Source organism: Dyella lipolytica (assembly GCF_030160075.1).
Lineage (GTDB): Bacteria > Pseudomonadota > Gammaproteobacteria > Xanthomonadales > Rhodanobacteraceae > Dyella_B > Dyella_B lipolytica.
In genome coordinates, this window is record NZ_BSNQ01000003.1 from 2,224,128 (window position 1) to 2,238,371 (window position 14,244).

General features: G+C 61.1%; 7 protein-coding genes. 6 read left to right on the forward strand and 1 reads right to left on the reverse strand.

The window, feature by feature from the left end:
- Nucleotides 1-253 precede the first annotated feature (253 nt).
- Entirely contained in the window at nt 254-1,858 is a 1,605-nt protein-coding gene (locus tag QQL64_RS11400; RefSeq protein ID WP_284399411.1) for a sensor histidine kinase, read from the forward strand.
- 3 nt (nt 1,859-1,861) lie between these two features.
- On the opposite strand, the gene QQL64_RS11405 is transcribed toward QQL64_RS11400, so the two are convergent.
- Nucleotides 1,862-2,824, reverse strand: a complete 963-nt coding sequence (locus QQL64_RS11405) for a LacI family DNA-binding transcriptional regulator (RefSeq protein WP_284399775.1) — start codon at nt 2,822-2,824, stop codon at nt 1,862-1,864.
- A 289-nt stretch (nt 2,825-3,113) separates the two neighbouring features.
- Between QQL64_RS11405 and pgmB the strand changes: the two genes are divergently transcribed.
- From pgmB to QQL64_RS11430, 5 genes are all read left to right on the forward strand, one after another.
- Complete coding sequence (gene pgmB, locus QQL64_RS11410; protein WP_284399413.1) at nt 3,114-6,146, forward strand: beta-phosphoglucomutase; 3,033 nt, start codon at nt 3,114-3,116, stop codon at nt 6,144-6,146.
- Nucleotides 6,147-6,212: 66 nt separating this feature from the next.
- The gene (locus QQL64_RS11415; protein WP_284399415.1) at nt 6,213-8,759 is read left to right on the forward strand and encodes a TonB-dependent receptor; all 2,547 of its coding nucleotides are present in this window, start codon (nt 6,213-6,215) and stop codon (nt 8,757-8,759) included.
- A gap of 183 nt (nt 8,760-8,942) precedes the next feature.
- A complete protein-coding gene (locus tag QQL64_RS11420; RefSeq protein WP_284399418.1) occupies nt 8,943-10,205 on the forward strand; it encodes an MFS transporter in 1,263 nt (420 codons plus the stop codon).
- A 45-nt stretch (nt 10,206-10,250) separates the two neighbouring features.
- Nucleotides 10,251-12,497, forward strand: coding sequence for a glycosyl hydrolase family 95 catalytic domain-containing protein (locus tag QQL64_RS11425; protein ID WP_284399421.1), 2,247 nt, complete (start codon nt 10,251-10,253; stop codon nt 12,495-12,497).
- A gap of 46 nt (nt 12,498-12,543) precedes the next feature.
- Nucleotides 12,544-14,196, forward strand: a complete 1,653-nt coding sequence (locus QQL64_RS11430) for a trehalase family glycosidase (RefSeq protein ID WP_284399423.1) — start codon at nt 12,544-12,546, stop codon at nt 14,194-14,196.
- Nucleotides 14,197-14,244: the final 48 nt, after the last annotated feature.

Here is a 14,244-nt window from a genome sequence, read left to right on the forward strand (position 1 = left end):
CCCAATCGCAAGATTGGCCCCTCACCCCAACCCTCTCCCCGAAGGGGAGAGGGAGAAAGACTTGGCGATGCAAAGAGGATTGAGGTGAGGGGCCAATCTTGCGAAAGTGGCGCATCGAAGCCCGCTTCGAGCTAGCCCAATCGCAAGATTGGCCCCTCACCCCAACCCTCTCCCCGGAGGGGAGAGGGAGTAGATGGCTAATGCCCCCTCCTATTCCTGCCGCCGAGTGCCCACAACTGTGTCCAGCCGCGCGATGTCCGACTCGCCCAACAGCACGACGACCCGCCACGAATTGTTGTTCCTGAATTATTTCAGGCTGGCCCAGGCACTGGTTTACGTCGGACTTGCCTTCACCCCCGTCGGAATCGGCTGGCCGCACCTGGACAACGTCGGCCTGGCGCGCATCGTCGCAACGCTCTACCTGATCTTCGCCGGGGCCGTGGTGTCGGTCACCCACATGACCAAGACCCTAGGCTGGCTGGCCATTCTGGGCACCGTGTTCGTCGATATCGTTGCCGCCGTATTGGCCATCACGGCCATGAACGATGCCCGCATCGGCATCGCCATGATGTTGGCCGTGAACCTGGCTGCCGGCGCCCTGCTGCTGCCCCTGCGACTGGCGTTGTTCCTTGCCGCAGTCGCCACCTTGGGCGTGCTCGGCCGCACCCTGCTGGCCTTGCCGCATCTGGTGTTGGCCGATGATCGCGACTTTCTCGAGTCCGGCCTGTTCGGCATGGCCTATTTCTCGATCGTCGTGCTGTGCAACGTGCTGGGTCGCCAGTTACGCGCCAGCGAGGCCCTGGCCGAACAGCGCAGTATCGACCTGGTCAACCTTTCGCAGGTCAACGAGCTGATCATCCGCCGCATGAAAACCGGCGTGATGCTGGTCGACGATGCCAATCGCATCCACCAGATCAACGAATCGGCGTGGATGTTGCTGGGTAATCCGTCCTCCGATCAGCGCGACCTGGGCCGCGTGGCACCCGAACTGTCGCGCCGCCTGTATCACTGGATCACCTCGGGCAAGCTGGACGAAACCGCCACGCAGCTGGCGGACGGCATGCCGGAAGTGGTGCCGCGTTTCAGCCGCCTGGCGCCGAACGACGATTCGCTGGTGCTGATCTTTCTGGACGACACCTCCCTGGTGTCCCGGCGCGCGGAGGAACTCACGCTCAGTTCGTTGGGACGCCTCTCTGCGTCGATCGCACACGAGATTCGCAATCCGCTGGCGGCGATCCGCTATTCCGCGCAGCTGCTTGCCGAGTCCAACGAGATGAATCCCACCGACCTGCGCATGGTCGAGATCATCAACAACCATTGCAGCCGCCTCAATGAAATCATCGAGAACATTCTGCAGCTGTCGCGGCGCGAACGTTCGCGTCCCGAGACGCTCAATCTCGGCGACTGGTCGCACAGCTTTGTGGAGGAATACAAGCAGGGCAACGATCTGGGGAGCGATTCGCTGCGCGTGGTCGACAACAGCCCGGCACCCGTGGCGGCCGTGGCCGATCCGCAGCAGCTGCAGCAGGTTTTATGGAATCTGGTGCAAAACGCGCTGCGCTACGGCCGCATGCCTGGAGAGGCTGCACGTGTGATGGTGGTGGTGCGTCACGGCGAGCATGGCGTGCCGATTTTGGAAGTGATCGATCGCGGTCCAGGCATTGCACCGAAAGTCGCGGCGCAGATTTTCGAGCCGTTCTACACCACGCACGAATACGGCACGGGTCTGGGGCTTTATCTGGCGAGGCAGATGGCCGAGGCCAATCAGGCCGCGCTCGAATACGTGCGCGTTGCAGGTGGCGGGAGTTGCTTCCGGCTGGTGCTCACGCCACCGGCGCGCATCGAACCGACGGTGTAGCGATCAGGTCGATCTAACCACTAGCGTGGTTGCCATCATCTGCGATTGCACCGGCTGGCTATGAATCAACGCCAGCACTTTGCGCGCCAGCAGCACACCGCCCTCCTGCCAGTTCTGGCGCACCGTGCTCAACGGCGGCAGAAAGCTCGCGCCCAGCGGCGTGTCGTCATAACCGATCACCGAAACATCGTTCGGCACGGATAGCCCGAGTTCGACCAGGGCACGGATCGCGCCCATCGCCAGCAAGTCACTGCACGCAAAGATCGCATCGAAGCGAACCTTTCGACTGTGCAGCGAACGCACCGCGTCGACGCCCGATTCGAGGGTGAAATCCGCTCGGCGCAAAAGCAGCGGCTTGATGCCGTGGTCAGCCAGCTCGTCGACAAAACCGAACAGGCGCTGCGCCATTTCGGGGTGATCCGGGTTGCCTATAAAAACCGGATTGCGCCGCCCGATGGAAAGAAAGCGCTCGGCCACGCTGATGCCGCCCTGTCGGTTGTCGCTGCCCACCACGATATGGCTATCGCCACCCTGCCCGGCCGCGCCCCACACCACCATCGGCATGCCCAGCTTGTCATAGAGACGCACAGCATCCTGGCGCACACCCTGGCCCAGCAGAATCAGGCCATCGGCGGATTGCACCGACGCGTCCGCTGCGCCCTGGCGCGTGGTCAGCAGCACGCTGTAGCCGGCCGACGTCAGCTCCTGCGAGATACCACCTAGCAGGGACAACGGGTACGGATCCCACATGGTGCGCCCGGAGGACGGTTTCATTTCCACGATCACCGCCACCGTGTGGCTGCGCCGCAGGCGCAGATTGCGGGCGCTGACATTCAGCTTGTAGCCATGCTTGCGCGCCAGCTCTTGAAGGCGTTCCCGCGTTTCCACATTCACCAGCGGACTGTCGCTCAGCGCCCGCGAAATGGTGATCTTGGATACCCCCGCCAACTTGGCCAGATCGGCCATGGTCAGGCCGGGGCGTTGCGCAAGGGGTTGTTTCTTCTTGGCGTGCGTCAAGAGGCTGCCCTCGAAAGGCGGTGCGCGGAGCAATGCCGCATACCCGGACAAGTGTGGCCCGCGAACCGCGGCGGCGTCCAATCCAGCGATGTTTTCAGCCCGTTCACGAGCGCAAGTTGGTGCGATGCCGCATATGATATCGATATCTTGATATCGATATCATTCGCTTCTATGCTCGCCCCACAAGAGGCCTCAGGGCCGACGAGAAGACCAAGCAACGATGCCGAGGGGAGAGTGCGTGCACAGCCACGATGCGCCAACACCAGCCAGGGATACGGCACATCAGGTATCTCCGGACACCTGGCGCTTGGTGCATACGCATCGCCCGGCCGATAGCGAGCGGGCCAGGCTGGAAAGCCTGTTCGCCCTCGCCAACGGCATGCTTGGCGTGCGCGGCGGCCTGGAAGAAAGCCGCAGCCCGACCCAAGGCACCTTCCTTACTGGGGTCTGGGAACGTACGCCCATCGAGTATCACGAACGCTTCCCCGGCTTCGCTCGCAGCACCGATACGCGCATCCCCGTCGCCGACGGTACGCGCATCGGCCTGCGCCTGGGCGAAACACCGGTGGATCTGGATGAAGGCGAATGGCTGGCATTCGAGCAGGCTTTGGATCTGCGCGCCGGCTGCCTGCAACGCACTCTGCGTTGGCGCTCCCCCACGGGCGTCACTCTGCAGATCGACGCGGAGCGGATCGTACCCCTGCACACGCCGAACCTCCTGTGCATCCGCTACCGCGTCACCTCTATCGACTACAGCGGCCCGATCACCCTCGAATCGGCCCTGGTCGCCAACACCGCCGCAGCCACGCAAGGCGACGACCCGCGTATCGGCACGCGTCTCGACGGCGGTCTAAGCATCACCGCCTTGGATTCGGATCAGACGCTGGCCTCGATCTGCCAGCGCACCCAAAACAGCCACATCCGACTTGCCAGCGGCCAGCGCCATCGACTGAGGGAACCCGGACTGAGCTTCACCCGCGCCATCATTGAAGATGGGCAAGGCGCACAGCAGCACTACAGCGCTGAGCTGCACCCAGGCCAAAGCGTGATGCTGGAAAAGTACGTGGCCTACGCCTGGAGCCATCCCGAAAGCAGCGATACCGAAGCGCACCTGCTCGACGCCGTCGCCGCCAGCCTGGAACGGGCACTGGCGCAGAATTTCGACGCCCACCACGCCGACCAGGCAAAGGCCTGCGACGCTTTCTGGCGCGAGGCCGAGCTGATGATCGACGGCGATCCGGCTGTCGAACAAGCGCTGCGCTTCAATCTGTTCCATCTGCTGCAGTCGACCGGCCGCGACGGCAACGGCAGCGCGGCCGCCAAAGGCCTTACCGGCGAGGGCTACGAGGGCCACTACTTCTGGGACGCCGAAGCCTTCGTCCTGCCCGTGCTCGCGCTGACTTCGCCAGCGCAAGCACGCAGCATGCTCGAATATCGCGTCAACACACTCGCGCGTGCACGTAACCACGCACGCGAAATGAATCATCCGGTCGGCGCGTTGTACGCATGGCGCACGATCAGCGGCGACGAATGCTCGGCCTACTTCCCATCCGGCTCCGCGCAATATCACATCAATGCCGCGATCGCCTTCGCGATCCGCTTTTACGTCGACGCCACCGGCGATACGGATTTTCTCGTGCGCGGCGGCGCCGACGTGTTGTTCGAGACGGCGCGCCTCTGGCATCACGTGGGCTATTACAACCCGCGTCGCAACAACGCGTTCTGCATCTGTCAGGTCACCGGCCCCGACGAATACACGGCACTGGTCGACAACAACTACTACACCAACCACATGGCGCAGCAACACCTGCGCTACGCCGCCGTTGTCGCGGCGCAATTGGCGCAGGACAAGCCGCAGGATTACGCGCGCATCGCCGCCGCGATCGATCTGTCGGAAAAAGAAATCGCGTCGTGGCTCGCTGCCGCGGATGCCATGTATCTGCCGGTCGATCCGACACTAGGTATCTTTCCGCAGGACGACGACTTTCTCGACAAGCCGCGTCTCCCCGCCACGCACTCGAACGAACTGGGACATCGTCCGCTGCTGCTGCAAATGCATCCGCTGACGATCTATCGCCACCAGGTATGCAAGCAGGCCGATGTGCTGCAAGCCTTCGTGCTGGCCGGCAATGCGATCGACAAGGACAGCAAGCGCCGTAACTTCGATTACTACGAAGGCGTCACAGTGCACGACTCCACGCTGTCGGCATCGACCTTCAGCATCGTCGCTTCGGAAGTGGGCTATGCCGACAAGGCCTACCGCTATTTCCTCGGCACCTTGCGCGTGGATCTGGACAATCTGCACGGCAATACGTCGCACGGCGTGCACATGGCCGCGATGGCCGGCAGCTGGCTGGCGCTGGCCTGGGGCTTCGGTGGCATGCGGGCAATGAATGGCCACTCGGCTTTCGCGCCGGTGCTGCCGGCTGCATGGCGCGGTTATCGATTCGGTGTGCGTTGGAAGAACAGCCACATTCGCGTATCGGTTGGAAAAGATCGCGTGGAATACACGCTGACCGAAGGCGCACCGACGGAAATCCTGCATCACGGCCAGCCGTTGACGTTGCGCGTCGGGCAACCTCTCAGCGCGCCACTGCGCGCGTCCGCTTCGCAGAGCCTGAAAGGCCTGCTCTTCAAGGGTGTGATCTTCGATCTCGACGGCGTGATTGCCGACACTGCCGTGGTGCACCACGCCGCCTGGAAACAACTCGCTTCCGAGATCGGCATACCTTTCGACGATGCGATTGGCGAAAGGCTGAAAGGCGTCGATCGTCGCAGTTCGCTGGACATCCTGCTCGAGCAGACGTCGCACGCATTTTCCGAGGACGAAAAAGAAACGCTCGCCACCCGCAAGAACAACTACTACCGGCAACAGATCGAACACCTCGGCCCAGAGAACCTGCTGCCTGGCGCGCGCCATGCGATCGAGTCGGTTCGCCGCGCCGGACTGAAAACCGCGCTGGCTTCGGCCAGCCGCAACGCACCGCTTCTGCTGGAAAGACTCGGCATCGCCGATTTGTTCGACTACGTGGTGGACGCCAACCACATCCGTCGCGCCAAACCCGATCCCGAGATTTTCCTGGCCGCCGCGCGCGGCCTCGGCCTGGCACCGAGCGAATGCCTTGGCGTGGAGGACGCCGCGGCGGGCATTGCCAGCATCCACTCCGCAGGAATGAAAGCAGTGGGAATTGGCCATGCGCAAGCATTGGCCGGGGCAGACCTGCTATTGCCGAGCGTCGCCGCGTTCGACATCAGCGTGTTTACGACATAAAGCGGCTAACAGACAGACGTGGCCCGCGCCACGCGATCACTTACAAACCGTTGGGGAGAACGATTGATGAACAACAAGCCACTCACACGCCTAGCGCTATCAGCGGCGATCGCGACCACGCTCGCATCTGGTGTCGTCTATGCACAGGACAGCAACCAGGCCCAGACCACGCCGCCGCCCGCGACGACCACGACCAACGCCAATCCCGGCAGGCAACCGACCAATGACAAGAACACCAAGACGCTTGAGCAGGTCGTGGTGACAGGCACGGCCACCTTCGCCGGCATCAAGAAGATCGACGCGGCCTACTCGATCACTTCGATGTCCGCCCAGCAAATCAAGGAAGCCAACCCCAAGAGCGCCGCCGACCTGCTGAAAGCATCGCCTGGCGTCTATCCGGAATCCTCCGGCGGTCAGACCGGCGCGAACATCGAAGTGGCCGGTTTCCCGGGCGGCGGCGACGCGCCTTATGCCACGTACCAACTCAATGGCACGCCGCTTTATCCGATGTCTACCCTCTCGTTCATGGAGAACTCCTCCATGTTCCGCCTCGACGACACCATCGATCGCGCTGAAATCGTGCAAGGCGGTCCCTCGGTGCTGTATGGCAACGGACAGCCCGGTGTGACGGCGAACTTTATCCTCAAGGAAGGCACGGACGTACCTTCGGGCGATCTCGGCTTCACCTACGGCTCTGAAGGGATGGAGCGCTTGGACGGCTTTATTGGCTTCAAGATCGCCAACAATTGGTACGGCAGCGTCGGCGGATTCTGGCGCCGGTCCGACGGCGTGCGCGATCCCCAATTCCCGGCCGATAACGGCGGCCAGTTGACGGCTACGTTGACGCGCGATTGGGATAGCGGTTCGCTAATGTTCTACGCACGCTCGCTGAAGGATCACAACCAGTTCGTCACCGATACGCCGATTCTCAATCCGGGTCAGGGCAGTTTCTCCAACTATCCAGGCTTCAACGCGCTAACTGGCACCTTCGGCAGCAAGGCCGACCAGCGCGAATTTATCCAGACCACGCCTTGCTTCACCGCAGGTTGCACACCGGGCGGCCTCGACGTGAACCTCGCCAAGGGACGCGGCGCAGACATACACCTATTCGGTACCAACTTCGATTGGGATTTCGGCAACGGCTGGTCGCTCTCCGATAAGCTGGGCTTTACCGGCGGCGAGATGAACACCGTGTCGTTCTTCAGCACGGGCAACAACCCCACCTCGTTGGCAAACTACATTGCTACGGCTGAAGCCGCTGACACGCAGCTTCCCACCGGCCTCACTGCCATCGCCACCTACACCAACGGCAGCCCGGCCAGCATGAACCAGAACGTCACCACGCAGGGACTCTGGTACGTGCACAAGGTCATCCAGGCGATCAGCAACGAATTCCATGTCAGCAAGGAATTGTTCGATGGCAACACGCTGACCGTCGGCAACTACACCGCCGTCTACAACGATCACGACACATGGTTCCTGGGCAACAACATGCTGCTGCAGGCCCAGAACAATCCGAATCCGATTGTGGTCGACCTCACTAACGGCGCCAATACATGGCAGCTCACCAGCCCACAGGGCTTCGCTGGTGCTGTGTCTGCAGCGGCCATCCGCGAACGCTGGAGCGGATTCAATACCGCGTTCTTCGCTACCGACAGCTGGAAAGTCGACAACTGGCTGTTCGACGGTGGCTTGCGCGTAGAACGCCAACAGGCGAATGGCGCTATCGCCAACACCACTACCGGCGATCTCGATGCCAATCCGTACACGCTGTACAACAACAGCTCCATATACTTCGCACCGGGACAGAGCTACATCCACTACTTGAAGACGGAAAAGTCCTGGACGCTCGGCGCCAATTACGAGTTCAACCCGAACATGAGCGCCTACGTTCGCGCGAATCTGGGTATCCACTTCCCGGGTTTCGATGACCTCCGCGGCTTGCCGACCACTCCGGTGCAAAAGGTCAAGAACTACGAGATTGGTTTCAAGTACCAGGCCGACTGGATCTATGCCGACGTCAGTGCTTACCGCAGGTTGTTCTACAACGTGCCGTACACCATCACCACGGACACCGGCCAGCAGACGTTCGTGTATGGATCGCAAACGAAGGGCGTGAATTTCACCACCACCGTGCAGCCATTCGAGCACGCTGCGATCACCTTCTCCGGCGACTACATGGATGGTCATTACAACCGTTACGTCGGTTGCGTCACGTACACGGCCCAGAACGGCAGCACGCAATGCGCAAGCATCAACGGCATGCAGCTGCAACGCCAGCCGAAGTTCCAGGCCCGCCTGACGCCCTCTTACGACCTCCCCGCAAGCTGGGGCGACGTCAAGGTGTGGATCACCTATGAACACATCGGCAATCGCTATGGCGATCTGATCCAGCAGCAGCCGCTGGGCAGTTACTACGATCTCAGCTTCGGCGTACTCGCCAATGTCGGCCAACACTGGGAATACAGCGTGCAGGGCACCAACCTGACCAACCAGATCGGCATCACCGAAGGCAATGCCCGCTTGTTCGGCTTTGCCAGTACCGGTGGCGTGATTCTGGCGCGCTCGATCGAAGGCCGCGAGGTGCAGGGACAGATCAAATACAAGTTCTGATACGTGTTCATCGCCCTCCCCTCCTAGGGCACCCATGGCCGGATGTCACACATCCGGCCATGGACTTTCCTCACGAGGCAAGTTGTAGAGTTGGCGGTGCCATGCGCGGCAGCTTCCCGCGCTATTCGCAGTGGCGGTGACTATCATGTTTTCGCTCACGCATTCATTTCCAAGCAGGTCGCCATGAATCGATTCCGCATGCTTGCCGCGCTGGCGCTGATCTACATGGTCTTCGCGATCCTGCTCAATAGCGTCGGCACGGTTATCCTGCAATCGATCTCTACCTTCGGCGTCGACAAGCCACAGGCCAGCCTGCTGGAACTGTTCAAGGATCTGCCGATCGCGATCACCTCTCTGCTGGTCGCTTCCTTCCTTCCCCTGTTCGGCTACCGGCGCGCGATGATGATCGCGCTCGGCATCGTCGCCTTTGCCTGCGTGCTGATGCCGCTCTATCCGAGCTTCCATACCACCGAGCTGCTTTTTACGTGCGTCGGCATTTCGTTTGCGCTGACCAAAGTAGCCGTGTATTCCTCGATCGGTTTGTTGACCAACGACCGCAGCGAGCACGGCCGTCTCACCAACACCGTCGAAGGGCTATTCATGGTGGGCGTGCTGATAGCCGGCTGGCTGTTCAGTGCCTTCGTCGATCGTAGTGCACCGGCAAATCCTTCGTGGCTCAACGTCTACTGGGTGCTTGCGGTGATCTGCGTACTTGTGATCGTGCTGCTCGCTACGTCGCAGCTCGACGAATCGGCTGCGCGTACCGATGAAACGACATCGATGCGCGGCTCGCTCGCCGAAATGCTGCATCTGTTCTTGCGGCCGCTGGTTTATGTATTCCTCGCCTCGGCCTTTCTGTACGTGTTGATCGAGCAGAGCTTCAGCACCTGGCTGCCGACCTTCAATAACGAAATACTCAAGCTGCCCAATGCGATGAGCATCCAGGTCGCCAGCATCCTCGCCGCCGCATCGGCCATCGGCCGCATCACAGCCGGACAAGTGCTTCGCCGCATGCCTTGGTATGCGCTGTTGAACCTGTGCGTGGTCGGCATGGGGTTGCTGGTCACGCTGACCTTGCCGCTGGCGCACGGTGTAACGGCACGCACCGATATCGGCTGGTTCAACGCTCCGATTGCCGCGTACCTGATCCCGCTGATCGGCTTGCTGATGGCGCCGATCTATCCAGTGATCAATTCCGTAGCACTGAGCTCATTGCCGAAACCTTCGCATGCGGCAATGACCGGTTTGATCGTGATTTTTTCCGCACTCGGCGGCACCCTCGGCTCCCGCATCACCGCCATTATCTTTTCACGCTTCAACGGCATTCACGCGTTCTATTTCTCGCTGGTGCCCATGTCGCTGATCTTGATCACGCTATTCCTCTTCAAGCGCGAAACCGATCGGGCGGGCCAGAAGACGGCACGCATCACCTTCACGGCCAAATAGCGCTGTCCGGGCCGAAACGTGCAACGCGCCATCGCTGGAGTTTCCATGAGTTTTCGCAACATCGGCATGTTGGGACTGTTTCTTGCTGCGTGCGCCGCCGCGGCCACCGCCCGGGGTGCCACGGATCCAAGCTTTTTGCTCACCGCCACGTCCGATAACTTCGGCAGCTACTTTCCCAGCTATTTGGCGAACGGCTATTTCTCCACGATGACCTCGCCACGCGGCACCGAGCCGAATCGCGCATACATGGTCGCGTTCATGGATTACGACAAAGCCGACATTTCGCGCCCCGCAGCGATACCGGGCTGGAGCGAGATCGACTACAACCCCGGCGGAGGCTGGCTGAATGCGACACGCCTGGACAAGAAGATCTTTGCGGACTATTCGCAAACGCTGGACATGTACGACGGCACGCTCACCACACGCTATCGCTTCGACTACGCCAACAAAGCGACGGACGTGCAGGTGGTTACCTTCGTCAGCCAGGCCAATGCGCATCTCGCTGCGACGCAAATCACCATCACGCCGCAATTCGACGGCAGTGTGGAACTCACCTTTCCGCTTCGCCTGTGGTCCGAATACCAGCCGCGCTTTCCGATTGGAAGCATGAGCGGCGATCAGATGATCGCGTCGGTCATAGCGAGCGGGCAAACGCTCGATAACAAGCCGATACCGACCCCCGATCGCGCTGCGGTGTGGTATCCGGGCTACACCCAGGTGTTATCCAGCGACGGCAACACCAAGGCACTGACATTGTGGCTCGATGGCCGCGCCAAGCAAGGCCTGAGCATGGCCGAGGCGGCGGCGATCGAATTGCCTGCATCGTTGACCGTAGAGAACGTAAAACTCGAGAAGACCCACGACCTGCTCTCCTTGCACATCACTGCGAAGGTGAAAAAAGGCGTGACATACACCTTCACCAAATACCTCGCCGCTTCGCGCCAGGATTGGGGCGGTGCGGCGAAAGACGATGTCGTGCTTGCCACGCAGGCACGACAAGCGGGCTTTGCGGCACTGCTCGCCAGACACCGGGCCACGTGGAACGAACTGTGGCAGTCCGACATCGTCGTGGACGGCGATCCGCAAGTTCAGAAGGCCGTGCATTCCGATCTCTACTATCTGCTTTCCAACACCACCGTCGATACGGCGTGGCCCATGGGCGCCTGCGCACTGACGCCGAACTACGCAGGCCATGCGTTCTGGGATAGCGACTCCTGGGTGTTCCCCGCACTGCTTCTGCTGCATCCCGAGCGCGCCAAGCCGATCGTGATGTTCCGTCATCGCACCATGCAACCGGCGCGCGAGCGTGCCGTGCAATATGGGGCCAAGGGCACGATGTATCCGTGGGAAGCCGATCCGCAAACCGGCGTCGACAATACGCCGCACTTCGCCTACGGCGTCTATCGCGAGATCCACGTCAACGCCGATATCGCCATCGCGCAATGGCAGTACTACCTCGCCAGCGGCGACACTGCGTGGCTGAAGCAATACGGTTGGCCGGTGATCCACGAGATCGCGCAGTTCTGGGCCAGCCGCGTCACCTACGACAAGGCGCAAGATCGCTACGAAATCATGCACGTCACGTCGCCGGACGAGGCTTATGACGACGTGCCAAACGATTCGTTCACCAATGCCGCGGCGCGCAAGGCGCTGCTGATCGCTATTGAAGCAGCGAAAGCAGTCGGCGAGCCAGCCGATCCGCAGTGGTCAAACATGGCAGCCAAGATGTACATCCCGTTCCTTGAGAAGGAACAACGTCATCTCGATTTCGACGAATCCGTACCGCACGACAAAATCACGTGGATGGGTTCCTCGCTGGCGTGGTTGATGTATCCCAACCTCGACCTGCCGATGTCGGAAACCGTGCGCCGGAACGATTTCGACTTCCAGCTGCACGAGCTGAAAGTCCATGGTGACGATCCGAACGAAATGATGATGGTGATGCTTGCAGTCGCGGCTTCCGAGCTGGGTGATGCGAAGACCGCCGGCGACTGGATTCAACGTAACCTGGTCGGCTTTCTCAAGCCTCCCTTCAACGTACGCACCGAAACAGTCGCCAACAACGCGGGCTACATCCTCGCCACGTCGGCGGGCTTCGTGCAAAGCATGGTGTATGGCCTTACCGGCCTGCGTATCGACGACAAGGGGCTCGACGCGGCGTACGCGCCCACGTTGCCGCCAACGTGGACATCGCTGACGCTCAAACGCATCCGTTTCCAGGGCAAGCAATACGACATTACCGTGCAGCGCGACGCGCAAGGCAAGGCGACGTTGATACGTCATGCATTGTGAAAAAGAGACGCCACACCACGCAAAACGCATTGATGGGTGAACAAACATGAAGCTCTCAACATTCTCCCTGCTGCTTCTATCGGCGACGCTCAGTACGGGAACGATGGCGACGCAACCGGATCCCGCCAAAACGCGCGCCTATATCGACCAGGCTTGGAGCACGCTCACGCGCTCGACGGACGACTGCGCGTCACTGGTGGATATCAAGGTCGCCAATCGCCCGGTGCTCTACGTACCCGCGCAATTCTCCATGCCGGTGGACCTGGCTCAGGTGCAGAAGCGCTGCAACGTCGACGTGCAACCCCTGCCGCGCGCCATCGAAAACCTGGGCGATGTCGACGCGACAAAGCTGCCCGCACAGGGCCTGCTCTATCTGCCGCACCCTTATGTCGTTCCCGGTGGCTTCTTCAACGAAATGTACGGTTGGGACAGCTACTTCATCACGCTCGGCCTGATTGCCGACCACCACATCGACCTCGCGCGCAGCATGGTCGACAACGCCTTGTTTGAAGTGCAGTACTACGGCGGCGTGCTCAACGCGAACCGCAGCTATTACCTGAGTCGTTCGCAGCCGCCGTTCCTCTCCGCCATGATGGCGGCCCTGCTCGACGATCCGACGAGCTTTCACAACGCATCTGAAAAGCGCGCCTGGCTTGAACAGGCCTATCCGCTTGCCGTGCGCAATTATCGGATCTGGACACGACCGGAGCATCGCGCTGGCGATACCGGCTTGGCGCGTTACTACGACCTGGGCAGTGGTCCCGTGCTGGAAGCGCTCGACAGTGAGTTTTATCGCGGCGTGATCAAGTGGCTGCTGGCGCATCCGTCCGAGAATCCCGGTTATCTCGTGAAAGCGTCGGAACATCCGGATGACGCCGAGGCGGCACGCCTGAAAACGGAAAGCTGCGACGTGCGCGCGTCGAAGGTCTGCGCCGGCGCATGGGTGGATGGCTATCGACTCACGGCCGACTACTACCACGGCGATCGCGCCATGCGCGAATCGGGCTTCGACACCAATTTCCACTTCGGTCCGTTCGGCGGTTCCACGCATCACTATGCGGCGGTGGATTTGAACAGCTTGCTCTATCGCTACGAACGCGACTTGCACGATTTCGCCATGCGGCTGGGCAAGACGGCGGATGCCGAGCGCTGGACGCAAGCGGCGGCGGCGCGCAAGCGAGCGATGAACAAATACTTGTGGCGCCCCGAATTTGGCATGTATCGCGATTACGATTTTGTCGCCGGCAAGCCTTCCGATGCGCCTTACCTCACCACCTTCTATCCACTGTGGGCCGGCGCCGCTTCGGCGCAACAAGCGGCAGCAGTCCGCGACAAGCTTTCCATTTTCGAACTGCCTGGCGGACTGACGATGGACAACCGTTCCAGCGGCACGCAATGGAACAGTCCCTTCGGCTGGGCACCGACCAATTGGCTGGCGGTATCCGGTCTCGACGCCTATGGTTTTCACGACGATGCACGCCGCATCGCCGGCAAGTTCGACGCCACCGTCGATCGCAGCTTCGCGGCGGACGGCACCATTCGCGAGAAATACAATATGGCGCTGGGCAATGCCGACGTGAAGGTGAGTGCGGGCTACACCGCGAATGTGATTGGTTTCGGGTGGACCAACGGCGTGTACCTGAAGCTGCAAGAGATCTTGCATGGCCCGTCCGCCACACAACCCGTCATCGTGAAGTAATTCGAAGTTATGCGTAGGTTGATGATGAACGTGGCCCGCTCTAAGGGG

What these genes read in the sequence shown, in the direction of transcription:
- QQL64_RS11400 (WP_284399411.1), top strand. Translation starts at nt 254, where the DNA reads ATGTCCGACTCGCCCAACAGCACGACGACCCGCCACGAATTGTTGTTC.
- QQL64_RS11430 (WP_284399423.1), top strand. Translation starts at nt 12,544, where the DNA reads ATGAAGCTCTCAACATTCTCCCTGCTGCTTCTATCGGCGACGCTCAGT.
- QQL64_RS11415 (WP_284399415.1), top strand. Translation starts at nt 6,213, where the DNA reads ATGAACAACAAGCCACTCACACGCCTAGCGCTATCAGCGGCGATCGCG.
- QQL64_RS11420 (WP_284399418.1), top strand. Translation starts at nt 8,943, where the DNA reads ATGAATCGATTCCGCATGCTTGCCGCGCTGGCGCTGATCTACATGGTC.
- QQL64_RS11425 (WP_284399421.1), top strand. Translation starts at nt 10,251, where the DNA reads ATGAGTTTTCGCAACATCGGCATGTTGGGACTGTTTCTTGCTGCGTGC.
- QQL64_RS11405 (WP_284399775.1), bottom strand. Translation starts at nt 2,824, where the DNA reads ATGGCCGATCTGGCCAAGTTGGCGGGGGTATCCAAGATCACCATTTCG.